Genomic DNA, 24,633 nt, shown 5'->3' on the forward strand with positions numbered 1-24,633 from the left:
AAGTTACCGTAATCATTATATCAGACTTTGGCATGGCCCGTGCTTAATTATGAACAGAAGAAGAACTTACCATGGAGGGTAATTCAGTGAAAACAATTTGGACACTATCAATCAGTATCTTTGTCTTTGCATATGTCATGATCGTAGCACCAATTAATAACACAAATTCAAGTTCAACGAGTCCTAAGGTGGAGGAGATCCTCAAATCAAATGAACAGGTTAAGAAAGTCTTAAAAAGGGATATATCAAAATATGTCTATATAAAGAAGGAGACCTTTAGTGTAGACGAGGGGATGGCCCTATAATAAAAAAAGCCTGCAACTGCAGGCTTTTTAACTAACATTTGGAATATGAAAAAAGCTATGAAGCTCTTCGCATGTGTTGCTCTTCACGCTCTCTTTCTTCAGCGTGCGTGATACAAAGATCGGCCCATGGTTGGTTTTCAAGCCTTTTCTTACCAATTGGCTCGTCACAATCTTCACAGTGTCCGTAAGTACCGTCTTCAATACGGTGAAGCGCCTCTTCGATCTGTCTCAGTTTAGTCATTGCTCTAGCACGCATATTAAATGTAACCTGTTGGTTAATTACTGCGTTTGCCACATCACCTTCGTCAGGTAGATCATCTGTCGACATCTTAAGGTCTTCAGTACTTGTTAGAATACCACCGTTAAGAATTTCAGCTTTTGCGGCCAATAACTTCTTTTTAAAATATTCTAGTTTTTCAGCTTCCATTTAGTCCTCCTCCTTAACGAAGTAAAACAAGCAAAGTTTGTTGGTTAAACTATTACGCGACACTTAATTTTAACCCTGAATTTATTTAGTTCAAAAGTTGTTTTAAAAGTCGGCAATAGTTGCTTTCAATTCATTTTCAATAGTTGCCCTAAAACCTCAGCCTTTGCTTCGCTCTGAAGCTCCTTGGGAACCTATTGTAGGCACTCTTCGTATGTGGCGGGAAAATAATTAACTTAATTTCTTTTTACCAATAATATCGGTAAGTTCTGCCGGTAATAAAAAAAGGACGCTGAACGCGTCCTCACTTTTTTCGCCTAAATTTATTGGCATTAAACTATGCTTATCGTTGATCCATCTCTTCTTTGATATATGGTCGGTTAAGATCAACAGCACCTGTTGTTGAATTGACTATGAAGTACTGATCAAAAGTTGTTGTGGCCATATCTGCTAGAGCGAAGTTCGTTCCATTTGTAAGAATCCCTGTATCAAGAACTCCAGCAAATGAAGTTGGATTGATAAAGACGTAGTGATTGCTTAGAGAAATGGCCGATCCAGCATTATTATTGCTGTGAATATCTGTTGGGTTATACCCATCCTTATGACCTACATAGAGAACATTTTCATAACTAACATTAAATGTATTCGTTCCTTTATTTGAGAAGAATGCATATGTGTTAACTGGTGCAGGATCAGTGAACATATTGCCAATGAACTCAAGATTCTTAAAGGCAAATGTTTCAGACGTCGACATTGAGTAATCAATTTTATCAACAAAGAGTGAACCAATAGGGGACGCAAAATTATTATTCTTCACACTAATATTTTCAAATAATAAGGCATCTCCACTATTCTCAGTTGAGTATGTACCGGCAACTAGGCCTGTCGCTGCACAACCCGTACTGCTTGCAATCGTATTATTTTCGAATTGAATATTATAAAATTGTGCACGATCATCACCATAGTTATTATAGTGATTGATTCTGCCCATTAATAGACCAGCATCACCAGAGGCATCGCAATCAAAACTCATCGTAGAATTGGCAATTCTTAGGTTTTTAATTCGCCCATATTCAACATATGGAAAAATTCCATTATAGCTTTTGTACAGACCAGTATAATCATTATTAATATTTGAAATAGTAAATCCAGCACCATCAAGTGAACCGTTGAATGGACTACTATCAGAAGAAAGTTGAAGAAACTGTCCACCCATATCAATATTGGCCGTTAATCTAAAATTGAAGTTACTCATAAATAGGTTGTTTTTAATGAACAATAAATCAGACGAGTTAGAAAGAAGAAATGGACTATCTTCTGATCCTGTAACTATTGCACGACCGTTCGTTGCAAATCTCATAAAACGATTAAGTGCGACATCTAACTTAGAGTCACCATTTGGAGTAAAGAATGGGCTACCAGAAAAACTCGAAGGTAGAAACCTATTAGAAAGTTGGTTAAACGTCAGGCCGATCTCACCACCAGGTGTTCCATATCTTAGGGCACTTTGAAGAAGTGCTGTTGAGCTATCAGTGTAGCCTTGGTAAACAACTTGATTTGTCGTGATTCTATCTAGGACGTTTGCTAGAGTTGTCTCATTGATAAATCCAATGAAGTCAATAATATGAGAAGTACTAGTTCCCCATCTCGTGTAGTGGTGACCATTAACCATCACGTAAGTATTTGTCTCAGGCATAACTCCAATAAGAGAGCCACTTGAGTTTCCTGTAGCATAACCAAGAGTTGTAAAGAGTAGTCCTGAATAGAAGTTGTTATCAAAATTTACAGAAGATAGGTTCGTTGTAGACGATAGTGTCCCAAGAGCTCCACCTACTCCTTCTAGTCCAGATGAGTTAGCGGCAGCACCTGAAATCGAGTTCGTTGCAACATGATTAAGTCTAAAGTTAGCATTGCTTCCATCTAAATTTAGTCTTCCAACTAAGCCGCCAGCACTTCCATCAGCACTGATACTTGCTCTTGTCGCTGAATTGTGAATACCAAATGAATCACTAGGGTTTGTGAAGGCTGCATGACCGATTAGTCCACCCGCGTTTTTAAGAGTAGTATCAATACTTCCAGTTGTGATTGAAGAGCGAATTTGAAGATACTCTGGATTAAATATCTTTCCTACAATTCCTCCAGCTCCTTGAATCGTGCTGTAAGGAAGGTCACTTGTAATTGCTAAGTGAACATTGTTTTCACCAAGCTCTAAGCGTCCTAAATAGTTTGCAGCAGTTGACTGATGTTGTCCTAGGACTCCACCAATAATTGCAGGTGCTGCAGATGTATACGAGTTTGAGAAAACATAATTATTACTATAGGTACTAATATTTGTGAGGTTTTCTGAAAAACCAATTAGCGCCCCAACAGACTGCTGTGTATTTGTTGAATCAACCTCAATGTTAATATTTCCATTTACATCATAGATTCTAATATCACGATTATTAGTTCCAATATCTGTTGAACCACTTGTTAAAGCACCAACAAGAGAACCTACATAGACACTGTCGCTGGCCGGTAAGCCTGTACATTTTAGATTGAAGTTACTAAATGTAATTCTTTCAAATTGTGTGTTCACATTCTTTGAAGTCGTTCCATCATAGAAGGATTGATTAAAGAGTCCTCCACATGAGTGGCCAAGACTTGATCCAGAGGGTGTCGTAGAAGGTGATGAATTTGTCATTGAACCCGAAATAATTAACTCATGAAATCTTGAAGAGTCTCCTAAGTACTTGGCAAGAACAGGACCTGCTGTCAGAGAATTAACATTGATATTTAAATTATCAATCTCTGCTTCTTCGTCTGTTACAGTACTCCCGATGCTATTAAATAATGAATCTGAAGCACCAATAATATGAGGTAGCTTCTTAATGCTTAGGAGGATATCTCCTTCTAGTGTCCCACTAAAATTAGTCCCTGATGTTGCAGGTGCAGTACCGGCAAAATCAATAGCTCTTCCGATAATATAATTATCAGAAGGGTAAGATGCGATATTATTAAATTGATCTGCCGTACAGATAATATTTGTCCCTCTCGAACCAGCACTATCGGCAGCAAATGGAGAGCTTGTCGCCGCCCCTGCAAATGCACAAGAATCATAGCCTGCTAAAATTGTGAGACCATTCATTGAGTCTTGTGTTGCTAGTAGGTATTCTAGTGAAGGAAGTTCAGTTGTCTTAGGAATTCTTCTCACTTGAGAGGAACCTGAGCAAGCAGTATCATAGTAGGCTACGATTTCAACTGGATTATAAAAACCGTTATCACTTGTTACAACGTTGTAGTCCGCTGTCAGATCATAAGTAAAAATATCACCAGCATTTGGTGTTAAGCACTTTGATTCAAGAGTTAGGCTAGGATCGACAACTCCTTCAGCATTAGTTGTCAGGTAGCGAATCTTAAGTGATTGAGCATTACTTGGAGCCTCATCACAGCTGTCTCTTTTTCCTTTCCCCACAACCTGAACAACACCGTGACAAGTTTCAACCTTAAATTGATTGCCTGTTGTACTGTCATGAATAACTGTATTAGTTAGGGACGCACAGTTGGCCGTTGTCATAACTAAGTTCATTGGAGTTTCAGTTGAGTCGACTTCTGTATTTATCTGAGAACAATACTTTGTCCCTGTAAGGTTTGATGGAGTAGTTCCACTATGCCAACCAATGGCCTTTACATCGTAATTACCAAAAGGAAGCTCAATTTCAATTTCAGAAGATGAACTTGGGTCGAGACCAATTTGAAAAACTTGTTTCGTCGTATTATTTCGTCCAAATATCAGAACACCACCATCAAAGTTTGAACTTAAATCACCAACTAAGAATTGTGATTTTGAAAAAGTAACTTTTGTGTTTGATGTTTTTACTCCACATGAAGTGAGAAATAGTGATACTAGAAATAATCCAAAAATATGACGGTGCATACGGTCCCCAAATTAAATTTAATCCACAAAACTTATCGGTTAAGCTAATCTTAACCTTTAAAGAATAAGGGACAAAAATCTACGGGATTTCAGAGCTTTAGATGAGCTATTGGCCAAGGAAATGCCATTTCTTAGTGCCACCTTAGTAATATGTGTAGTTGAAAAGCTGTCCATTGCTAGTAGTTAAGTCAAAGCTTCCTGCTCCTGAGGGGCTACCTGAGACTGTTAGCGTACATGACATCGATACTGGACACGAAATATCCCCACTTATTGTCAGTGTGTCCGGACTTGAGACGATAGAGAAGTGTACAATATCATCCGTATTATTTGTGTAAGTTATAACTGTGTTCCCACCAGTTGTTAGATCAAGACTTGCACCAGGAGTTGGCGCTAGGTCTGGGATAGGAATCGTAACGATAGGAGCCGCTGTAACACTAAAGCGCTTCGCTGGCGATGTTATATTCATGCTTAGACCATCATCATAATAAGAGCCAGTCATTCTAAATTCAAATGTTTCGCCAATATCAAAGTTCGTTGTATTACCATCAAGGACAACATCTCCTGTGGCCATATCATAGGAGATAGGGCCAGAGCCAATTGGATATCCACAAGCAACAAATGTTGAATCATCTGTTCCCGCTACCTTGTATTCACAAGTATAATTCATCGAGTTGCCTTGATAAGTGTCGTTTGCAACATCATATGGGCCACCAACCTGTACCGTTGTTGAAGAGTTTCTTTCAAATGAATGAGTCGAATTCGTGATAGAAATCTCAAAAGGAGTCGGAGGCATTAAGTACGTAAAGTAAGTTCCATCATAAAAGTGACGATCATTTCCAGCGGTATCTTTTTCACCAATACTATTCATTGTGACAAGTTTGCCATTTTGGCCAGTCGAACAATCTGTTGTTCCACTATCCTTATCTTCAAAGCCTTCAATTCTAAGAGGTAAGTGAAAGCCTCCCTTAAGCCTAATTGGGAGAACGAGTCCAACGGAAGAATCAAGAACCATTTTAGCGTAGTCGCCACCATCAAGAAGATTACCGTTAGAACTACTATAGCAAGTATTCATTGATTCATTAAATTTTGATTGAGTGTAAATATGGTCTCGATTAATAGGTCCTTCGTAGTGAGGAATACCAAACTTAAGTGAGAGATCGGTATTAAATCTAATATACTCGCCCATATTACAACTTGAGCTTTCGCAAATTGACATATACTTGGCCGTTTGAAGTCCATCGATGAATTCTGCACAAGGGTGGCCTGTATCCACAACATTTGCCGGTGCCGCTTGATCGACTTTTGTCAGGTTAAAATTAAATGTTGTCTGTTCTGGAATTACAGCATTCTTTACAACAGAACAATAGAGATCACCTTCCATCATCTCGCCGGCCGTTGAACCATGCCATCCTAAAACCATAATTTTCCAATTTCCATTATCAAATTCATGATCAAGAGTTGCCTGTGAAAGGGGAACAACATAGAGAAGTGGTGGTTTATCTGAAGGGCCACCAACAGCTAACATAACAGCACCATTATCAAAAAGTCCTGCTACTTGAGAGAATGCACCTTGAAGCTTTACTTCAACATTTGAGGACTTTCCCCCACAGGAAGTAAGGATGATAGCGAATGAAATTAGTAGCATATTGATAATTTTCATAATTCCCTCAGACAGTTAACTAAATAAATTATCGTCTATCGCTATAATAAACTTTAATTTAGTGTAGACTAAACTTCTCGTGATTACAGTCGTTTAGGGAAGAACTCCTGAAGAGATATGCCAATAATTAGCGTAAGAATTTTGATTTTATATGAGATAGGATACTTAGAAGGATAAGGGCCGAAAAACCACCAATAACACCTAAGAATAGGTTTTGAAGTATTTCATATGTGTAGAGGTCTAAGTGAAAGCTATGAGCAAAGATTCCACCGGCAACGAGAAACATTGCAATTGTCCCAACAATCCCAAGTCCTCTCATAATCCAAGGCATTGAGCTGACACAGGCATAACCAAGTTTCTTATACTCTTTTCTGATCAGGTAGAGTCCAAGATCATCAATTTTTACTAAGACTGCAACTAGACCGTAAATCAGAACCGAGGCCAAAAGTCCTACAATAATGAGAGTTATAAGCTGATTAACAAATGGGCCACTAATACTATTTTGAGCAATAACGATAATTTCAATTGAAAGAATTAAGTCCGTACGAATTGCACCGGAAACTTTCTTCTCTTCACTAATCTCTGCCAGAATCTTCTTACTATCTTGCTTGGTAACTTTTTCTAAAACCTTGTGAGCACCTTCATAGGCCAAGTATATTCCACCAATAAGTAGAACGACTTGAAGGGCCGGAGGATAGAAGTAGGTAAGAGCAACAACTCCTAAGATACTGTAGAGTTTATTTAAGAGGGAGCCTACAAAGATTTTCCACACCATGGGAAGTTCTTGATCGGCATTTACTCCGTGAATAACTCCTGCATTAACTGCTAGGTCATCGCTCATGAGAGCACTAGTCTTTTTGATAGCAACTTTTGACATGATCGCCACGTCATCAAATGTTGTTGCGATATCATCGAGAAGAGACAGAAGACTAAACATATTTTACAAATGACTTCGGGCTTAGAACTAGCTCGCCCGAGCGCTCCTTCTCATGGATATACTTTCTTAGTTCGTCTTGCGCCTTATTAATTGCTGAAGCAGGTTTTGGCTGGTCATACTTAATTAAAAATTCTTCACGAATACCAGCTGTTACTTCTGAAAGTAGGTCGTTGATTAACTCTTTCGATGACATTCTTAGGGCACAGGCCATTATGTCAATATTGAAGTTTAAAAAGAACTCGCGCTTCATATCTATCGTCATATAACGAAGGCGATCGATATCTTCCACTGACTCCGAAATATTCATTGCAAGTTGAGGATTCTTATCGTGAATCTTGGCAAGTTGCTTTTGGTAGTCATCAGGATTTAGACCATTAAAAAGATTTGTATCTAGGCCCTTTAGTCTATTTTCTCTCTTCTTTACAAGAGAGCCGATTGAATCATATGTGATCGAGTTAAGAGTTTGTGTGAACTCAACGCCAATACGGAGAAGGTGAGTTTGTAAGCCTTCTCCTGAAACGTGGTAGCGGTTAACTGAAGCGATCTTCGCTTCGTGTTGCTGTGGCAGCTCTTGATCCGTAATAGATGTGATATAGATTGTCTTACCGATTTCGTACTTTGCTTTTTTTTTGGCATCAATAACAAAAGCAAGTCCCCTAAGTGAAATGTCGAGAATGATATCATGTTGCGTTTCTTCTTCGCCTTCAACTTTATAAGAGATATTCTTAAAGTCTGGATACTTGTAAGTAAATCTCTCCACACTACGGCGATCCCGTATTCGAACTTCACTTGGCGTCTTAAAGGATAGTCCACCGTTTTCTAATTTGAAAATATCTTTTTTAAATATCATATCCCCTGCAGGGTAGTGAAAGAAAACTGGTGAAAGCGGGGCGATACGAGTGTAGAAGGGTGCACTTTCTTTTGTTAATTTAATCGAACATTTTTCAATTGTAACGGAATTGAAGGTTGCAGTGTATTCTTCGCGCATGTCTTCATTGTTTTGCCAAAATTTCAAAACAGCGCCTTCCTTATAGAGCTCAGTAAGCCTTTTAAAAATATAATCTTGATCGAAAGATGACCATAGTTTCATAGTTTTATACTTCTTTAATTATTGTTTCTTATTAAGATCTCGCCAGCTACGCCCCTTGCGGTTTGCTCTGTTCTTTTGCCAATAATCAACGGCCTGACTGTGTTCTTTATATGTTTTAGAAAAAACGTGAGTCCCATCATTTTTTGAGACAAAGTATAGGTAATCGTGTTTCTTTGGATTAAGTGCTGCTTTTAGTGCCGCAAGTCCAGGGTTTGCAATTGGCCCTACAGGAAGACCTGAGATTTTGTAAGTATTGTATGGAGTCTTCTGTCTTAGGTGCTTCTTGCTGATATTTCCTTTGTACGACTCCCAGATCCCATAAATAGTTGTTGGGTCTGATTGAAGACGCATTCTCTTTTTTAGGCGATTGTGAAAAACGCCAGAGATTGTCGGTCTTTCAAACTTTGCACCTGTTTCTTTTTCAACCATTGAGGCAAGAGTTACGAGCTGATGCTTTGTTAGCTTTACTTTTGAAAAATCTAAGTCTTTTGTTTTATCTTTAAAGTTATCATACATGCGGTGAATAATTGCACGGGCCTTCATCTTCTCATGGAACTGATAAGTGTCAGGGTAAAGATAGCCTTCAACTCGACCTGCTGGAATACCTAGTGAATGAACAAACTTCTTATCTTTTGCTTCTTTAATGAAATCTTTTTCATCAACAATTTTTTCATCGGCCAAGGCCTTAGCGATTTGAAAGAGGTTATAACCTTCTGGGATTGTTACTCGGACCGTTAAGCTCTTTCCACTAATAAGTAGTTCAAGTAGCTCGTCCATTGTGATCCCTTTTGGGATGATATAGCGTCCGGCCTTAAAGCTTGTTAGCTTTCCTTCAAATTTTACATAGCGATGGAAGAGGCGCGGAGAGTAGATGATCTTGTCTTGTGCTAAACGGTAGTTAATCGTTCCAAAAGTGTCTCCACTATTAATTTGGAATTCAGTTTCAGGGCCACTGTATTGCCAATGATAAATGTTGTAATAAGTGTGTGCCACTAAGAGGCAGATCGATAATGCAGGTGCAAGCACCAAAAAAATAAATAAGTTTTTCTTTGTCATAATAACAATAGGATATCTTATTTTTATATTTTGTGAAATTAACTTCTTATGAAATCTTCTAGGATGATCACCGCACTGAGCTCATCAATTTTTGTTGGATCGAACTGAAAGTTATACTCTGGAGAGTTCAGCATTCGCTCCTTGGCCGACTTAGTCGTTAAGGTTTCATCTTGTTGGTAGAATTTTACACTAGGAAATTTCTCAACTAATGCATTAAAGATAGCCTTGTGTTCTTTAGTCTTTTCACTTTCATTGCCATCGACGAAGTAAGGGATCCCCATGACGATAACTTCCACAACTTGGTCTTCTATAACTTGTTCAAGCTCATGATAAAAGTGAGCAATTCCTTTGTTGATGATACGGCCTGCCCCAATAGGAAATGGCTCACGCCCAGGGCAGAAGAAGCCAAGGCCTATGACCTTCTCTCCATAATCAATAGAGAGGATATTGAGGCCACGAAATTCTTCAAATTTAGGATAACTAGAAAACTCATTCATATTAGGTAGTTATGCCCATCTTGGCGCCTCAAGTCAATCTCTAAAGTCAGCTTGACTAGGAAAGGGGGAGGGTTTATGATGAGTTTATCTATTTAAATCAATACCAACCAATTTAATCTAATAAATCCATGCCATTAATGGATCATTAATAGAGGCAAATTCTAAATAAATTCAATTTTATATATTCAGATATTTCAGGAGTAGTACATTTTATGCATTTAAGTGAATTGAGAGAGATGGAAATCAAAGAGTTAAACAAGATTGCTGAGAAGGCAAAAATTGAAAACTCTGCGGGGATGAAAAAACACGAACTAATTTTTGCTATTCTAAAAGCACACGCAAAAGAGAAGCAGGACATTTTTGGAAATGGTGTTCTTGAAATTTTACCAGACGGTTTCGGTTTCTTAAGGTCTCCTGGTTATAACTACCTTCCTGGTGCCGATGATATCTACGTATCACCAAGTCAAATTAGAAAATTCGCACTTAAAAAAGGTGACTCAGTTGAAGGACAAATTCGTCCTCCAAAAGATAACGAAAGATATTTCGCTCTTTTAAAAGTAAGCACTATTAATGATCAAGAGCCTGCTGCTCATAAGAAGACAGTTCTTTTTGATAACTTAACTCCACTATATCCAGAAAAGAAGATCAACCTTGAGTTTAATCCAAGCAATTACTCAACTCGTATGATCGATATGTTCGTACCACAAGGTTTTGGTCAACGTTGTCTAATCGTTGCTCCTCCAAAAGCTGGTAAGACACACTTACTACAAGAAGTTGCTAACGCAATTACTGAAAATCACCCAGACTCAGTTCTTATCGTTCTTCTAATTGATGAAAGACCGGAAGAAGTAACTGATATGAAGAGAAATGTTAATGCGGAAGTTGTTTCATCAACATTTGATGAGCCAGCAAACCGTCACGTTCAAGTAGCAGAAATGGTTCTTGAAAAAGCAAAACGTCTAACTGAAGCAGGAAAAGATGTTATTATCCTTCTAGATTCAATTACTCGTCTTGCTCGTGCATATAACACTGTTGTTCCACCATCTGGAAAGATCCTTTCTGGTGGGGTTGACTCAAACGCACTACACAGACCAAAGAGATTCTTCGGTGCTGCTAGAAATATTGAAAATGGTGGCTCACTTACAATCATCGCTACTGCACTTGTTGATACAGGTTCAAGAATGGATGAAGTTATCTTTGAAGAATTCAAAGGAACAGGTAACTCTGAAATTCAACTTGATAGAAAGCTTCTTGAGAAGAGAATCTTCCCAGCGCTTGATATCAACAAATCTTCAACTCGTAAGGAAGACCTACTTATGGATCAACTAGATCTACAAAGAACTTATGTTCTTAGAAAGGTTCTTCACCCAATGAGTACAATTGATGCAATGGAATTTATGCTTCAAAGAATTACGAAGAGTAAAACTAATGCAGAATTCATGGACTCAATGAATAGCTAAGAAAAAGCTAAAAGGATTTTAAATGAGCATGTTTGATAAGCTTGATTCAGTCGTACAGCGTTTTGAGGTACTGACTGAAAAAATGGCAGACCCAACATTATACGATAGGCAAGAGGAGTTCAAAAAGATTTCAGCAGAGCGTGCTAATCTTGAAGAAGTTGTTATTGCTTATAAGAAATATAAGCAAATCAAAGAGGATATTGCCGAAGCAAAAGAGATGCTTAAGGAAAATGATCCTGATATGAAGGAGATGGCAAAAGAAGTTCTCGATGAGAATGAGCCAATAATTCCTGAACTTGAAGATGAACTAAAGATTCTTCTTCTGCCAAAAGATCCATTAGATGATAAGAACGTTATGGTTGAAATCCGTGCCGGTGCAGGTGGGGATGAGGCTTCGATCTTCACTGGTGATGTTCTAAGAATGTACCAAAACTACGCTCGCTCAGTTGGCTGGAAAGTTGAAATTGACTCTCTTTCTGAAAACGATGAGGGGATTAAAGAGGTTATCTTCTCAATCTCTGGTGAGAAAGTTTACTCAAAGATGAAATATGAATCTGGTGTACACAGAGTTCAACGTGTTCCAAAAACAGAATCTCAAGGGCGTGTCCACACATCAACGATTACAGTTGCAGTAATGCCTGAAACTGAAGATCTTGAGTGGGAACTTGATATGAATGATGTACGTGTTGAGGTTATGCGTGCCTCTGGTTCAGGTGGACAGCACGTTAACACGACTGACTCTGCGGTTCGTATGACTCACATTCCAACGGGAATTGCAGTTTATAACCAAGATCAAAAGTCACAGCTTAAAAATAAAGAGAAGGCCAAGAAGATTCTTGCAGCACGTATCTTTGATAAGATGTTACAAGAAAAGAATGCTACAGAAGCAGCTGAGAGAAAAGGCTTAATCGGTACAGGTGATCGTTCTGAGCGTATTAGAACATATAACTATCCTCAAGGACGTTTAACTGACCACCGTATTGGTCTAACTCTTTACTCTCTTGATAAGATTATTGAGGGAGATATGGCCCCGGTTCTTGATGCACTTATTGCTCACAACCAAGCAGAGTTGCTTAAAGGCCAAGAGGAATAAGTAGTAGCATGAGCTTTACTACACTTGGGGACTACATCGGCTCGTTCTTTAATGAGAATAAAAAATTCTTAGAGGCAAACTACCCTGGAATTACTCTTTCTCGTTTAAAGGCCGAGCTGAAAGACTTCTGTCGCATCCTCGAGTCTCAATTCGATGACATTTATATTTCTGAGAATAAAGGTGTCATCGAAGAATTCTTAAAAAAAGTCAGGCAGGGGGTCCCCCTGGAGTATATTAGCAATCGTGCTTTCTTTTACCGCTCATCTTTTTATATAAATGAAAATGTTCTTATTCCTCGAAGTGAAACAGAAATCATGGTGGAGTGGACTTCTGAGTATATTAAGAAGAATAAGCTTAATGATATCTCTATTGCAGATATTGGAACTGGAAGTGGTGCCATTGTCCTAAGTCTAGCGGGAGAAATTGGAGAAATTGAAGCAAGAATTGTGGCAAGTGATATAAGTCCTAAGGCCTTAGAAGTTGCTCGTGCCAATAAATTCTTTCACCGATACCGCTACCCAAAGACGGTAAAAATTGTCTTTGAAGAATCTGATTTACTAACAAATCTCAATGAAAACTTCGACATCATAATAAGTAATCCTCCATATATTAAAGAGGATGCCGACTTAAGTGAAGTTCATGGACAGGTTCACCGCTTTGAACCTCATCTGGCCCTTTACTTAAAAGATGAAGATTATGATAATTGGTTTAGAAATTTCTTCCAACAAGTGGAGGAAAAGTTGAATGCCGGTGGCCTGTTCATAATGGAAGGTAGTGAATTGCATTTAGAACACTTAAAAGATATTTTAGGTGAATATCAATTCTCTAATCTTGAACTGATTAAGGACTATACAGATCGCTACCGTTTTCTAAAAGGAATTAAAAATGGATAAAATTATAGTTAAAGGACCAGCACGTCTTTCTGGTGAAGTTGAAATATCTCCGGCCAAGAATGCCTGTTTGCCAATCTTAGCGGCAATCCTCTTAACAGATAAGAAAGTTACACTAACAAATTTACCTCAGTTACGTGATATTAATACAATGCTTAAACTTCTTGAGATGATGGGCGTACAATGTGATCGCAACGGTAAAGATATTACTTTTGATGCTTCTACTCTAAGTTCTCACGAAGCAACTTATGAACTTGTAAAAACAATGCGTGCGTCGATCTTTGTTCTTGGGCCACTTCTGTCACGTCTAGGTAAAGCGAAAGTTTCACTGCCTGGTGGTTGTGCCATTGGGACTCGTCCAATCGATATTCACCTCGATAATCTTGAGAAAATGAATGTTAAGATTGAAATGAAAAGTGGTTATGTTTACGCAGAAACAGATCACCTTAAAGGTGCTCATGTAAAGCTTAAGTTCCCATCTGTTGGTGCGACAGAGAACTTAATCATGGCCGGTGTCTTTGCCGATGGTCAAACTATTATTGAAAATGCGGCAATGGAGCCAGAGATTGATGATCTTGCTAATTTCTTAAACTCACTAGGAGCAAAGGTTTCAGGAATCGGAACATCTCGTATTGTTGTCGACGGGGTTAAGGAACTTAATGGTGGAACTTACCAAGCAATAGGTGACCGTATTGAGGCCGCTACTTATATTATCGGAGGCCTTATGACGAAGTCAGAGGTGACGGTAAAAAACTTTAATCCTAAGCATCTTTTCAATGTTCTTGAAAATCTTCAAGGCATGGGAGCAAAGCTTGAGATCGGTGATGACTTTGTTAAAACATACCCGTCATCACTAAAAGGTTCAAAAGTTATTACTGAGCCATTCCCTGGTTTTCCAACTGATGTACAAGCTCAAATGGTTGCACTTTTAACAGTTGTTGAAGGGAACTCACTAGTAACAGAAAATATTTTTGAAAATCGTTTCATGCATGTACCAGAACTTACTCGTCTTGGTGCAAGTATTGAGCAACTAGGAAGTTCTGTCTTTATTGAAGGTGGAAAGCCTCTGACGGCAGCTCCAGTTATGTGTACTGATCTTCGAGCGTCAGCAGCTCTTGTTCTTGCCGCTCTTTGTGCTTATGGTGAAACGAAAATTGATCGTGTCTACCACCTACAACGTGGTTATGAAGATCTACCTGAGAAGCTTAAGAAGCTTGGTGCAAGTGTTGAACTCGTAAACGAATAGGGAGAAGCGTAATGAGTGATTGTTTATTTTGCAAAATTTTAAATGGTGATATTCCTTCAACAAAAGTATTTGAAAACGAAAATGTCTATGCATTTCAAGATATTCAACCCTTAGCAAAAGAGCACTACTTATTTATTCACCGCAATCATTCAAAGAACATAAATGAAATGAATCGCGATGATATGGCCCAAGTCTTTGATGCCATCAAGGAATTCACGCAGTCTAATGACCTCGAGAAAAATGGCTTTCGTGTTGTTTCAAATGTTAATCAACATGGCTGTCAGAGTGTTTTCCACACGCATTTTCACCTAGTTGGAGGTGAGCAGCTTAAGGGATTTGGCGCTTAAGTATCCCACAATTAAAAAGTTCTATTTCAAATTAGAAATATAGCCTCCTAAGGATTGATTTTCGCTATAACGGCAAAAATTAATTCTAAGGAGATTTTTTATGCGTTCAATTTTTCTGATTCCCATTATCCTACTTCTTTCATGTGGTAAACCAAATGAAAGTGCATATGTTGACCAAAATTTTAATCCGAGCTTTAAAGGCCAGTCACTTATTGCAACTCAAATTCAATGTCAGTCAATTAAAACCAATTTTTCAAGTGAAAAAATTTCTTGTCCAACGACATTTATCAATGAAGAGAAGCTGTTCTTATTTTCTATTGACCAAGAAGATATTGATTTTAATACTGTTAATGGTTTTTCTCTTATCACTCTTAGAATTTCTACTAACGCTGATCTTCAGGCTCGTTTCTACCTCGTTTCAAAATATGGCAAACGTCTAAGTGAAACAGTTTTCTTTGATGGAAAGAGCGACCTGATCTTTAAGGAGAAGAATGTTGGAGACTTCCTTGCGCATGAGGTTTATCTAAAATTGGAAGATTATTATACAGGTGGAGTAAAGCCGATATCTGTACGTGATGAAGATAACCAAAATTGTGATACAGGGCTTTTCAATGTCGAGGATGTAAATATTGAAGATCTTCGTGGCCAGTGTCCAAACTTAAAAATTATCACAAATCTTAAGGCGATCGTTAATGCCCCTGTTTATAATGAAAATTCTGGCTTTAATATGGAAAACGTTGATTATTACATTCCTCCAACTCGTGGAAAAAATCCATTTAATGGAAAAAGCTATACTATTCCAGCTCCTCTTTTTCGCTTAAATTATCGTATTTTTAAATATATGAGTGAGCAAGAGTTAGAAGTTAATAGATTTTATAACATTGTAAGCGACGAGTTTGGACTTGATATCAAAGAACTAGATAATGAAGTTTGTGCAGAAGAAGGAATTTTAGAAATACAGTCTTACTCAGAATTAAAAAAGAAATGGATGACTCTTGACGACCAATCTGCACGTAAACAATCGTTTCAAACGATTCATATAAATGGTGAATATATCGATTTTAAAAGTAATTATAAAGTTAAAAGATGCTATTCGGTTAAACCTAAATTAAGTGGATATATCCTTATCAAGGAATAAAGGAAGCCTCCGTAATGGAGGCTTCCTTATTTTATCTTTGAAAGGATAGCTTTAACTACATATAATAGAAACGCTAGTATAATTATTTGTATTGGTGTGGTGCTAATCCTTTCAAATATAATAGACGCTGCGAGGCCAAGCATTGCAGCAATCATGGCAATTGGTAATAACGTTATCGTTGCTCCCTTCTCACTCTTAAAAGAGGCGCCAAGAATTAAAGCCGGTAGCATTAAAAAACTCATTGTATAAAGAAATCCAAGAACATAGAGAGAAGTTATTAAAGGAATTGTAAAAAGAAACAACTCAATGAGAGATTGTTTTGTTGATCCAAGAACACTTATTTCAAATGTTCTTCTGTTTATCGCTTTAGCTAATACCCTATAGGAAATTCCAAAAAGAATAAATGAAGATATCGCTAGAATATTTTCAAATTTAGAGGCCGTAACCATATTCCCAAAGAAGCCGATACTCATATGAGAATCAAGCTGAGGGAAGTAACTGATTAAAAGATATTGTAAAGACGAAAGAATCAGATAGCCCCCCACCATGAAATTATTCTTCTTATCATTCTTGATTTTAATTCTATGAAGAATATATTTTCCTGCTGCAAAGAGGGCATAGCTAAAGAGAAAGCCTGAATACTGATCATGGAAGTATAATTTCGCAATTAAGTTTCCAAGCATGGCAAGCTGAGAGAGAAGAAAAATCTCTAAAATATTACCACGAGAAAAGTAGTGCTTTCCTATTTGAGTAAGCCCTGCAGCTGATAGGGCCGCAACAATAAAAGAGAGTTGATAAAAGACAAATAGGCTACTCATGGCGTTTAACCTCTATAGTCTTTAAGCGATTCTCTGGTATATCAATGACATGATGACTCACTAAAATAATTGTAATTCCATAGACTGTACTAAGTTTGATTAAAAGGTCTGAAACAATTTTAATCGACTCAATATCAAGATGATTAAAGGGTTCGTCTAAAATCAAAACCTTTGTTTGCTTTGATAGGCGAGTGAGAATCATGACCTTTTGTTTTTCACCACCACTTGCATCTATCCATCTTTTCTTCTTAAGAGAAGTCGTGATTAGCTCATTATCTTTATCCATGACCTCGTAGAGATCAAGTATTTCACCAATGGTATAAGAGAAATTCGTATTTGGATTTGTTATTTGTGGAAGATAGGATACTGCCTCTAGAGGGATTGACCACTTGTATGATCCGGCTAAGCTTGCAACCTTTCCAAGTATTGTTTTTATTAGAGTCGTTTTTCCACTTCCATTTGTACCTTGGATATAGAGAATCTCTCCAGCTTTAAGGCCAAGGTTTATCTCACTTGAAAGTGGATACTGATAGCCAACGCTAAGATTTTCTATGTTAAGGTAAGTCTCTTTCATCATTATTTTATCTTGGCATTCTTTAAAATATCATTAGCAATATTGCTTAGAAGTTCATCATATGTTCTTACTTGCCCTTTTTTTTCAATACTGATTGGAACTCGACTAACGTGAACTCCACTCATCTCTTGAAACTTATCTGTAAGTCCTTTTGGGGATGTCTTTGCCGCAAGGGCAAGGGCAACACTTTTTTGTTTTGCTTCAATCGCAACTCGGGCAAGTCTGCCTGCAGAAGGAGGGACTCCTGGGACTGATTCAATAGCACCTGTATTAACAATTCCAAATTCTTTTAAGAAGTAAGAGAACTCTCTGTGATACTCCATAAACCTTAGGCCTTTCATGCCTTTTAGTTGATTTGATATCTTATTCTTTAGATTGTTTACATGCTTTTTTGTACTTTCAAAGTTATTCATGTAGTAAGTAGCATTTTTCGAATCCATATCAATAAGAACATTAAGCACAGTTTCGGCACCTTGGAGATATGCTGTCGGCCCTAGGTGATAGTGAGGATTTCCTTGTGGATGGACATCGCCATGTGAGCGGTCAATCTTTCCTGTAGGTATATCTATTGCCTTTACCGTCTTTCCTGTTTCACAAAATCCTTTTCCACCTGGCTGAATATTCTTATTACCTGATCGAGTAAGGATCTTTGGTGCCCAACCAACTTCAAGATCAAGACCTACCATACAAAAGATATCTGCATTTGCGGCCTTTGCAATAAAGTGAGGCATGGCATCCATGAAGTGCGGATCTTCAGTTCCATTTAAAAGAGATTCAACTTCGACTTTTTCTCCACCAATCTTTTGAGCAAGCCAAGCGATATCTGTTGTCGTTGTTAAGACCTTTAGCTTTGCCATTGTATTAAAGCTAAAAATTAAAAATATAATTGTTATGATTCTAGAATTCATGGGCCGGATGACTCCCTAGTATAAAGACAAATTGTAATGAAAAACGTGTGTCTTTCGCTGTTGTTGCACCTTCTTCGCGGTCAAATTCATGTGAGATAGTTGGACGAATCTTTGCGAACTCACTAGAAGTGTATGTAGTTTGAACGAGGGCACCGTAGCTAATATTATTAACTTTTTTTCCTGTTAATGAGTTTCTCTTTGAAAGATCCTTGAATGCATCAAGACGAAAACCGACACTTGTTTGGGCTCCTGTTGCAAAGTCATTAAATACATAGAGACCTAATTGTTCAGTGAGATCACCAGTAATATCTTCTTCACTCTTGTACCAAAACTCAGATTGAAGAAGGTAGTTGAGGGTTTTTCCTTCTTTCCATTTTCCAGTTAGATCAAATCCAGCAATCATCATTTTATTATCTTGAGCATCTGTGCGCCCAAGGTAATTTAATCCCAGTTCGATTCCATTTGTTGTACTAAATGGAGCAAAGCTTGAAAGTCTTGCATAGTGAGTAGGAGATTTGGGTTTACTTCCAGCAGTATGTGAATGCCCATAACGATGGCCACTCGTTACACCTACTGTAAGATTCATATTTAAATTAGAAGGGATAAGGTAATTATATTCAACACCAGCATCAAAGACGCCTTCTTCTGCAAAAAAGGTACGGTGTACTTTTGGTGCTCTTGTAAAGGCCCAGTCATGTTGATGAAAGCGATTGAGTCTTCCTATTCCTAGAAAGAATTGCCCAACCTTTAGATTAGAGCGTGGAATTAGTTTTGAAGTTGCAATATAGAGTTCGTGAAGTTCAAAAACTGTTTCACCATTTTCATCATGGGCCGCAGCGCTTAGAACTCCATCAAATTGATGATCAATAGGAGCGTAGAACATAAACTCAGCTCCTCTCATCGTAAGCTTATCTTCAGCAAGACTTCCTTCATTTAGACCTTGATCGTAAACGATATCACCAGCGACAGAAAGCTCAAGCCCTGTGCCAATAAAGGCAAGGGCATGAGAATTAATAAAAATTATAAATGAAGTAAGAATTAATTTATTTAAATTATGCATTTGAAATGGCCTCTAAAGGTCCCTCTAAAATTATGACTTGAGACTTATCGCCCTCAAATCCCCAATATGTTCCACTAGCTCGTCCAACACCTAGCCATACATCAAAGGCAAAGTCTTCGCTATTATAAAGACAGTCACCATCAAATGTGCACTCTTCAGCGTCACTATGCGCACCATTGTAATCCCAAACGAGGTGGTGAATATCTGTGTGATCATTGTGAATATCAATATCAAGATCAATGATTTCGATATTTTCAAATTGAGTTAATTCGATTGAGTCAGTAAGTCCGTTAAGTGTCATCTCTAGTGTTACTACACCATTTGTTCTTGTGAATGTGTAGACAACTCCACCACTTAATTTCTTTGAAGCAAAGAAGTAGAACTTAATGGTCTCACCATTATTAAGTCTAAACTTTGTTCTAAAATTATGTCCTGAGTTTCCACCGTTATCGACAGTACCATTTAAACGGTAGCGGTTGTCGCCGGACTTAACGGCGTCAAGACCTCCCACTAACTCAGCAGAGTTAGGGAGTAGGTTAGCACCTGTATTTGAACCACTAAGCTCACCACATGAAATTAGCAGTGAGCTTAGAATGAATATTGAAATTATATTGGCGATATATTTCACAACTTCTCCAAGGGCCTTTAATTAAAGTGAAGGCTCGTTTTCACCACTTAGTCTGTAGTGGCAGCTAAAGTCTGCTTCATGTCCATGAGTGTGGCAAAGAACGTAGATTGTTTGAGTTTTACCTGTGATGTTGTAATTGATTTTTGTCCAAACATCAGCACCGTGATCATGATCGTTTTCAGCTTTTGCAAGATGGTGGTGACCATGGCCGTGGTCATGATCATCTTCAATGCTAAGCCAAACTTTTACAGCTTCAACTATTGAAAGGTCATTACCTTTACGGCTTAATGTTTTTTCAAATTTCGCCAGAGCTGCCTGATTTGCATTTTTAATGTAATCTAGAGTGATTTCTGCATCTTTATGCTTGTGATCGTCACCTTGAGTGTATGACTCTTCATGGCATGCTGGTACTGGCCCGTGGTAGTGACAACCATAAGTGATATTAATGTCGTGCTCATTAAGGACGCTAACAACAACTTCGTGACCTTCTAGTTCTGCGTTCCAAGCGATGATTGAATCAGCTCCAACTTCAATTGAAGCTTGCGTAAGAGCAACTTGAGTTGTTTTTAGAATATCTTGCCCGTTAAGTTCTGAGGCATAAGTACTTGCAGTAAATAATAGAGATGAAATAAGGATTGCGAGTGATTTCATGCTTTTCTCCGTTTTTTAGTTAGTTATTAACTTTAGTGAACATTTTCTACCACCTACGAGGTCTTATTGCAAGTTGTTTGCAGTAAGAGTAGGGTGTGATTGATACAATGTGTAAAATTGATTACAATGGTTAAGTTAGAGAATTAATTTTAATTATGAAGAGATGTATATAATGAGTAGAGTTGAAGACTTGCTTGAAATTCTTAAATCCCATGGCCTAAGGATTACTCAGGCCCGTCAGGGAGTGGTTGCCGTTCTTATTGTTAATGAGGATAGTCCATTAACACCAGAAGAAATTTATCAGTCAATTGTTAGTTCTAAAGAATTCAAATGTGATCAGGCTTCTGTTTATCGAACACTTACTTCATTTGAAGAGTTAGGTATCGTTAAGAAAAGTATTTTTCAAGGTGAGGCTGCAAGATACTCTTTATGTGGATGTGCTGAGCATGGTGAAGATCATGGCCATCATCACCATCATCACGAACATTATTTTAAATGCAATAAGTGTAACAAGATTGAACCACTAGATGGTTGTTTCCTATCATCAAAGGAAGAAGAGATGAAAAAGGATGGTTATACTGGCCTTAAGCACCATATTGAAATAACAGGCATTTGCCCGAAATGTTCATAAAAAAAGCCTCCGAATCGGAGGCTTTCTTTTTATGTAATTATTAAGCTTTTACAATTGTCATTTTTAGATTTTCATCATCAACTTTAAATTCATGATCTAAAGTTGCTTCACTTGCAGTTAGTGAGTTAGCAAGAGTTTCCTTTGTGATGTAATCAGTGTGAGTCTCAATTGCTTTTGCCAGAAGCTCTGTAGCAGCAAAGCTAACTTCAATTCTGTCTTCAACATTGAAGCCAGAGTCCTTTCTTGTTCTTTGGATTCTATTTACAACCTCACGAGCAAGTCCTTCAAGGATAAGATCTTCAGAAAGATTTGTATCGATATCAATTGAAATATAACGGTTTGAAAGGGCCTGAGTTCCTTCTTTTGCTTCTCTAAAGATTAAGATATCTTCAGGTGCAAAAGTTTCACCAGCAAGCTCTAAGCTTCCTTTCTCTTCAAGTTCATTTAGTTCTGAAGCACCAAGTTTTGAGATCAGTCCCATGAACTTACCAAATTCTTTTCCAAGACGCTTTCCTAGAACTGGAGAGTTTGGTTTTGCATATAGCTTGATGTAGTGGTCTTCGTCAGTTGTGTACTCAACAGACTTAACGTTAAGCTCTGATTGGATATAACTTTCAAGCTTCTTGATCTCATCTAAAAGTGCTTGGTCTTTGTGGATAACACTTAGACGAGCAAGTGGAGTCTTAACCTTGATTTGCACTTGGTTACGCTTTTGACGACCTAGTAAGATAATCTGTTGCATTCTATCAACGGCATCTTCAAGTACAGCATTCTTAAGTTCTTTATTTGCTACTGGGTAGTCACAAAGGTGAACAGAAAGAGTCTTCTCACTTGAGTCAAACTTCTTAAGTTCACTAAAGATATGCTCTGATAGGAATGGTGCAAACGGTGCCATGGCAATCGTTACTTCTTTAAGAGTTGTAAAAAGCGCAGTGTATGCTTGATTCTTATCAGAAGTTAGACCTTCTCCCCAAAAGCGAGAGCGGTTTAGACGGATATACCAATTTGTTAAATCTTCAATAAAGTGGAAGAGGGCAGGAACAACGTTATAAAGTTGGTACTGTGCCATTTCCGATTCAATATTTTCTTTAAGAGTTTGTAGCTTTGAGATAACCCAATTGTCAGTGATATTGTCACCGCTTTCAGCATGCTCATTAAAATTCCATCCATCAATTGATGCATAAGTTTGGAAGAATTTGAAAGAGTTTAGCCATGGAAGTAGGGCACGACGAACCATGTCTTTAACACCGGCATCAGTAAAGCGTTGCTCTTCACCTTTCACAAGTCCTGAGTTGATAAGATATAGTCTAAGAGCATCTGAACCGAATTCTTCCATTAGCTCATCTGGAGCAGTGAAGTTTCTTAGAGACTTACTCATCTTCTTTCCATCTTCAGCAAGAACTAAGCCGTTAACGATAACGTTCTTAAAAGCTGGCTTATCAAATAGGGCAGTTGAAAGGATTGTTAGTGTGTAGAACCAACCACGTGTTTGATCGAGACCTTCAGCAATAAATTCTGCAGGGAACCCGTTTTCAAAGATTTCTTTATTTTCAAATGGGTAGTGAAGTTGGGCATATGGCATTGAACCAGACTCAAACCAACAGTCGAATACATCTGGAATACGCTTATAAGTCCCTTCTTCACCTTCGATTGTGAAAGTCACTTCGTCAGTGAACTCACGGTGAAGGTCTGTTAATTCAACACCTGAAAGCTCTTTTAATTCTTCAATTGAACCAAGACACTTCATGCTTCCTGTTTCGTCGTTGATCCAAACTGGAAGTGGAGTTCCCCAAACACGTGTACGAGAAACGGCCCAGTCACGAGCATTCTCTAGCCATTTACCAAAACGGCCTGCTTTGATGTGTCCTGGTACCCAGTGAATTTGCTCGTTATTAGCAACTAGCTTGTCGACGATCTCTTCTACTTTTACATACCACTGAGGAATTGTACGATAGATTAGTGGAGTTCCTGAACGGTAGCAAAATGGGTAGCTGTGAACGAGGTTTCCATGATCGTATAGTTTTGTATTATCTTTTAATTCTTTGATAATTTCTTTATCAGCATCTTTTACGTATAGACCTGCATATGTTGAAACTTCGTTAGTGAATTGCCCAGCATCGTCGATTGGACAAACTTCGGCCATCATACCAGCTTCTTTACAGATTCTATTATCGTCTTCACCAAATGCTGGAGCCTGGTGAACAATACCTGTACCACTATCAGTTGTTACATATTCATCATTTAAAATTTTGAATGCACCTTCTTCTTTTAGATTTGCGAAGAAATCAAATAGTGGCTCATAAGTTAGACCAAGAAGTTCCGTCCCTTTAAAAGACTCACCAACAACTTCAAGATTACGCTTTTTAGAAAATGCCTCAAGTCTTGCTTCCGCGAAGATGATTGTGACACCGCGATCGTTATCTTTTACACGAACGTAGTCGATATCAGGCCCAACACAAAGAGCAAGGTTAGATGGAAGCGTCCACGGAGTTGTCGTCCATGCTGCTACATAATCGGCACCAGCTTTTGCAGGATCATCTAATTTGAAAAGAACAGTGATGGCCGGATCTTGAACGTCACGGTAGTCAAGACCAGCTTCAAAATTTGAAAGACCTGTTCCAAGCCCTGTTGAGTAAGGAACAACTTTAGTTCCCTTGTAGACCATATTCTTATCCCAAAGAGATTTGAATACCCACCAACAAGATTCCATGAAAGTTGGGTCCATTGTCTTATAGTCATTGTCGAAGTCTACCCAACGTCCAAGACGAGTGACTGTTTTACGCCATTCTGTTGTGTAGCGATCAACGATTGAGCGACACTCTTGGTTATAACCAGCAACACCAAGTTTTTCTAAAGCTTCGTGTGCTGTCATTTGTAATTTCTTATTGATCTCTTGCTCGATTGGAAGGCCGTGCGTATCCCATCCAAATCTTCTTTGAACGTAGCGACCTTTCATTGTCCAATATCTTGGAACGATATCCTTTAGAGTTCCAGCAAGTAGGTGACCGTGGTGAGGAAGACCTGTCGCAAATGGAGGGCCATCATAGAAAATATATGGCTCTTTCTCTTTTGTTTGCTCTAGTGATTTTTGGAAAATTTCATTCTCTTCCCAAAATTTTAAGACTTCATGTTCTGTGTTAACAAAAGAAAATTGTCCGTTATCCTGACTCATCGTATCAACCTTGTCTGTTATAGTTTTGTGTAAATTAATATTTGGCCCAAAATTTAACACGAAACCCATGATTTTGACAGTTTGGATAGGGCATAAAGTGCCGAAAAAGTCTCAATTTCTGACAGATTTAGG

General features: G+C 38.1%; 22 protein-coding genes. 8 read left to right on the top strand and 14 right to left on the bottom strand.

The annotated features are described in order from the left end of the window. Nucleotides 1-86: 86 nt before the first annotated feature. Nucleotides 87-305, top strand: a complete 219-nt coding sequence (locus tag ABMA76_RS02120; protein ID WP_392912693.1) for a hypothetical protein — start codon at nucleotides 87-89, stop codon at nucleotides 303-305. Between the two features lie 55 nt (nucleotides 306-360). Here the strand turns inward: ABMA76_RS02120 and ABMA76_RS02125 are convergent, their stop codons facing one another. From ABMA76_RS02125 to ruvX, 7 genes are all read right to left on the bottom strand, one after another. Further along, a complete protein-coding gene (locus tag ABMA76_RS02125; RefSeq protein WP_392912622.1) occupies nucleotides 361-732 on the bottom strand; it encodes a TraR/DksA family transcriptional regulator in 372 nt (123 codons plus the stop codon). 340 nt (nucleotides 733-1,072) lie between these two features. Beyond that, entirely contained in the window at nucleotides 1,073-4,645 is a 3,573-nt protein-coding gene (locus tag ABMA76_RS02130; RefSeq protein WP_393060768.1) for a hypothetical protein, read from the bottom strand. Between the two features lie 142 nt (nucleotides 4,646-4,787). Next, nucleotides 4,788-6,305 (bottom strand): hypothetical protein, encoded by a 1,518-nt coding sequence (locus ABMA76_RS02135; RefSeq protein WP_392912627.1) that lies wholly within the window; start codon nucleotides 6,303-6,305, stop codon nucleotides 4,788-4,790. Between the two features lie 127 nt (nucleotides 6,306-6,432). Further along, nucleotides 6,433-7,242: a DUF808 family protein gene (locus ABMA76_RS02140; protein WP_393060770.1), complete on the bottom strand. Its 810-nt coding sequence runs from the start codon at nucleotides 7,240-7,242 to the stop codon at nucleotides 6,433-6,435. Further along, complete coding sequence (locus ABMA76_RS02145) at nucleotides 7,235-8,332, bottom strand: FliG C-terminal domain-containing protein (RefSeq protein ID WP_393060772.1); 1,098 nt, start codon at nucleotides 8,330-8,332, stop codon at nucleotides 7,235-7,237. The genes ABMA76_RS02140 and ABMA76_RS02145 overlap by 8 nt, the downstream gene beginning before the upstream one ends. An 18-nt stretch (nucleotides 8,333-8,350) precedes the next feature. Then, nucleotides 8,351-9,388, bottom strand: coding sequence for an endolytic transglycosylase MltG (gene mltG, locus ABMA76_RS02150; RefSeq protein WP_393060774.1), 1,038 nt, complete (start codon nucleotides 9,386-9,388; stop codon nucleotides 8,351-8,353). Between the two features lie 38 nt (nucleotides 9,389-9,426). Further along, the gene (gene ruvX / locus ABMA76_RS02155) at nucleotides 9,427-9,885 is read right to left on the bottom strand and encodes a Holliday junction resolvase RuvX (protein WP_392912634.1); all 459 of its coding nucleotides are present in this window, start codon (nucleotides 9,883-9,885) and stop codon (nucleotides 9,427-9,429) included. A 212-nt stretch (nucleotides 9,886-10,097) separates the two neighbouring features. Between ruvX and rho the strand changes: the two genes are divergently transcribed. From rho to ABMA76_RS02185, 6 genes are all read left to right on the top strand, one after another. Beyond that, nucleotides 10,098-11,345, top strand: a complete 1,248-nt coding sequence (gene rho / locus ABMA76_RS02160) for a transcription termination factor Rho (RefSeq protein ID WP_393060776.1) — start codon at nucleotides 10,098-10,100, stop codon at nucleotides 11,343-11,345. Nucleotides 11,346-11,373: 28 nt separating this feature from the next. Continuing rightward, nucleotides 11,374-12,438 carry a peptide chain release factor 1 gene (gene prfA, locus ABMA76_RS02165; RefSeq protein ID WP_392912660.1) on the top strand — a complete coding sequence of 355 codons (1,065 nt, stop codon included), beginning with the start codon at nucleotides 11,374-11,376 and terminating at the stop codon, nucleotides 12,436-12,438. Nucleotides 12,439-12,446: 8 nt separating this feature from the next. Further along, nucleotides 12,447-13,331, top strand: coding sequence for a N5-glutamine methyltransferase family protein (locus tag ABMA76_RS02170; protein WP_393060778.1), 885 nt, complete (start codon nucleotides 12,447-12,449; stop codon nucleotides 13,329-13,331). Further along, complete coding sequence (murA, locus tag ABMA76_RS02175) at nucleotides 13,324-14,574, top strand: UDP-N-acetylglucosamine 1-carboxyvinyltransferase (protein ID WP_392912640.1); 1,251 nt, start codon at nucleotides 13,324-13,326, stop codon at nucleotides 14,572-14,574. Before ABMA76_RS02170 ends, murA begins: the two co-directional genes overlap by 8 nt. Before the next feature lie 11 nt (nucleotides 14,575-14,585). Beyond that, nucleotides 14,586-14,921 carry an HIT domain-containing protein gene (locus tag ABMA76_RS02180; protein ID WP_392912642.1) on the top strand — a complete coding sequence of 112 codons (336 nt, stop codon included), beginning with the start codon at nucleotides 14,586-14,588 and terminating at the stop codon, nucleotides 14,919-14,921. A gap of 100 nt (nucleotides 14,922-15,021) precedes the next feature. Beyond that, nucleotides 15,022-16,059: a hypothetical protein gene (locus tag ABMA76_RS02185; RefSeq protein ID WP_393060780.1), complete on the top strand. Its 1,038-nt coding sequence runs from the start codon at nucleotides 15,022-15,024 to the stop codon at nucleotides 16,057-16,059. 26 nt (nucleotides 16,060-16,085) lie between these two features. On the opposite strand, the gene ABMA76_RS02190 is transcribed toward ABMA76_RS02185, so the two are convergent. From ABMA76_RS02190 to ABMA76_RS02215, 6 genes are read right to left on the bottom strand one after another with little or no spacing between them, the layout of a single operon-like run. After that, the gene (locus ABMA76_RS02190; RefSeq protein WP_392912646.1) at nucleotides 16,086-16,877 is read right to left on the bottom strand and encodes a hypothetical protein; all 792 of its coding nucleotides are present in this window, start codon (nucleotides 16,875-16,877) and stop codon (nucleotides 16,086-16,088) included. Further along, nucleotides 16,870-17,454, bottom strand: a complete 585-nt coding sequence (locus ABMA76_RS02195; protein WP_392912648.1) for an ATP-binding cassette domain-containing protein — start codon at nucleotides 17,452-17,454, stop codon at nucleotides 16,870-16,872. The genes ABMA76_RS02190 and ABMA76_RS02195 overlap by 8 nt, the downstream gene beginning before the upstream one ends. Beyond that, nucleotides 17,454-18,359: a metal ABC transporter substrate-binding protein gene (locus tag ABMA76_RS02200; protein WP_393060782.1), complete on the bottom strand. Its 906-nt coding sequence runs from the start codon at nucleotides 18,357-18,359 to the stop codon at nucleotides 17,454-17,456. The genes ABMA76_RS02195 and ABMA76_RS02200 overlap by 1 nt, the downstream gene beginning before the upstream one ends. Beyond that, nucleotides 18,349-19,419: a hypothetical protein gene (locus tag ABMA76_RS02205; RefSeq protein WP_393060784.1), complete on the bottom strand. Its 1,071-nt coding sequence runs from the start codon at nucleotides 19,417-19,419 to the stop codon at nucleotides 18,349-18,351. The genes ABMA76_RS02200 and ABMA76_RS02205 overlap by 11 nt, the downstream gene beginning before the upstream one ends. Then, nucleotides 19,412-20,047: a hypothetical protein gene (locus tag ABMA76_RS02210; RefSeq protein WP_393060786.1), complete on the bottom strand. Its 636-nt coding sequence runs from the start codon at nucleotides 20,045-20,047 to the stop codon at nucleotides 19,412-19,414. Before ABMA76_RS02210 ends, ABMA76_RS02205 begins: the two co-directional genes overlap by 8 nt. Nucleotides 20,048-20,068: 21 nt before the next feature. Then, complete coding sequence (locus ABMA76_RS02215) at nucleotides 20,069-20,698, bottom strand: hypothetical protein (RefSeq protein ID WP_392912656.1); 630 nt, start codon at nucleotides 20,696-20,698, stop codon at nucleotides 20,069-20,071. 172 nt (nucleotides 20,699-20,870) lie between these two features. Here ABMA76_RS02215 and ABMA76_RS02220 point away from each other — a divergent pair, with 172 nt between their 5' ends. Continuing rightward, the gene (locus ABMA76_RS02220) at nucleotides 20,871-21,329 is read left to right on the top strand and encodes a Fur family transcriptional regulator (RefSeq protein ID WP_392912658.1); all 459 of its coding nucleotides are present in this window, start codon (nucleotides 20,871-20,873) and stop codon (nucleotides 21,327-21,329) included. Nucleotides 21,330-21,369: 40 nt separating this feature from the next. Here ABMA76_RS02220 and ileS read toward each other — a convergent pair whose 3' ends face one another. Further along, the gene (ileS, locus tag ABMA76_RS02225) at nucleotides 21,370-24,501 is read right to left on the bottom strand and encodes an isoleucine--tRNA ligase (RefSeq protein WP_392908617.1); all 3,132 of its coding nucleotides are present in this window, start codon (nucleotides 24,499-24,501) and stop codon (nucleotides 21,370-21,372) included. Nucleotides 24,502-24,633: the final 132 nt, after the last annotated feature.

The organism is Halobacteriovorax sp. ZH5_bin.2 (assembly GCF_043196375.1).
GTDB lineage: Bacteria > Bdellovibrionota > Bacteriovoracia > Bacteriovoracales > Bacteriovoracaceae > Halobacteriovorax_A.

Excerpts from the sequence above, each read along its gene's own strand:
- ABMA76_RS02185 (WP_393060780.1), top strand. The coding sequence starts at position 15,022 with ATGCGTTCAATTTTTCTGATTCCCATTATCCTACTTCTTTCATGTGGT.
- ileS (WP_392908617.1), bottom strand. The coding sequence starts at position 24,501 with ATGAGTCAGGATAACGGACAATTTTCTTTTGTTAACACAGAACATGAA.
- rho (WP_393060776.1), top strand. The coding sequence starts at position 10,098 with ATGCATTTAAGTGAATTGAGAGAGATGGAAATCAAAGAGTTAAACAAG.
- ABMA76_RS02190 (WP_392912646.1), bottom strand. The coding sequence starts at position 16,877 with ATGAGTAGCCTATTTGTCTTTTATCAACTCTCTTTTATTGTTGCGGCC.
- ABMA76_RS02135 (WP_392912627.1), bottom strand. The coding sequence starts at position 6,305 with ATGAAAATTATCAATATGCTACTAATTTCATTCGCTATCATCCTTACT.
- ABMA76_RS02140 (WP_393060770.1), bottom strand. The coding sequence starts at position 7,242 with ATGTTTAGTCTTCTGTCTCTTCTCGATGATATCGCAACAACATTTGAT.
- mltG (WP_393060774.1), bottom strand. The coding sequence starts at position 9,388 with ATGACAAAGAAAAACTTATTTATTTTTTTGGTGCTTGCACCTGCATTA.
- ABMA76_RS02220 (WP_392912658.1), top strand. The coding sequence starts at position 20,871 with ATGAGTAGAGTTGAAGACTTGCTTGAAATTCTTAAATCCCATGGCCTA.
- ABMA76_RS02200 (WP_393060782.1), bottom strand. The coding sequence starts at position 18,359 with ATGAATTCTAGAATCATAACAATTATATTTTTAATTTTTAGCTTTAAT.
- ABMA76_RS02180 (WP_392912642.1), top strand. The coding sequence starts at position 14,586 with ATGAGTGATTGTTTATTTTGCAAAATTTTAAATGGTGATATTCCTTCA.
- ruvX (WP_392912634.1), bottom strand. The coding sequence starts at position 9,885 with ATGAATGAGTTTTCTAGTTATCCTAAATTTGAAGAATTTCGTGGCCTC.
- ABMA76_RS02170 (WP_393060778.1), top strand. The coding sequence starts at position 12,447 with ATGAGCTTTACTACACTTGGGGACTACATCGGCTCGTTCTTTAATGAG.
- murA (WP_392912640.1), top strand. The coding sequence starts at position 13,324 with ATGGATAAAATTATAGTTAAAGGACCAGCACGTCTTTCTGGTGAAGTT.
- prfA (WP_392912660.1), top strand. The coding sequence starts at position 11,374 with ATGTTTGATAAGCTTGATTCAGTCGTACAGCGTTTTGAGGTACTGACT.
- ABMA76_RS02205 (WP_393060784.1), bottom strand. The coding sequence starts at position 19,419 with ATGCATAATTTAAATAAATTAATTCTTACTTCATTTATAATTTTTATT.
- ABMA76_RS02145 (WP_393060772.1), bottom strand. The coding sequence starts at position 8,332 with ATGAAACTATGGTCATCTTTCGATCAAGATTATATTTTTAAAAGGCTT.
- ABMA76_RS02130 (WP_393060768.1), bottom strand. The coding sequence starts at position 4,645 with ATGCACCGTCATATTTTTGGATTATTTCTAGTATCACTATTTCTCACT.
- ABMA76_RS02125 (WP_392912622.1), bottom strand. The coding sequence starts at position 732 with ATGGAAGCTGAAAAACTAGAATATTTTAAAAAGAAGTTATTGGCCGCA.
- ABMA76_RS02195 (WP_392912648.1), bottom strand. The coding sequence starts at position 17,454 with ATGATGAAAGAGACTTACCTTAACATAGAAAATCTTAGCGTTGGCTAT.
- ABMA76_RS02215 (WP_392912656.1), bottom strand. The coding sequence starts at position 20,698 with ATGAAATCACTCGCAATCCTTATTTCATCTCTATTATTTACTGCAAGT.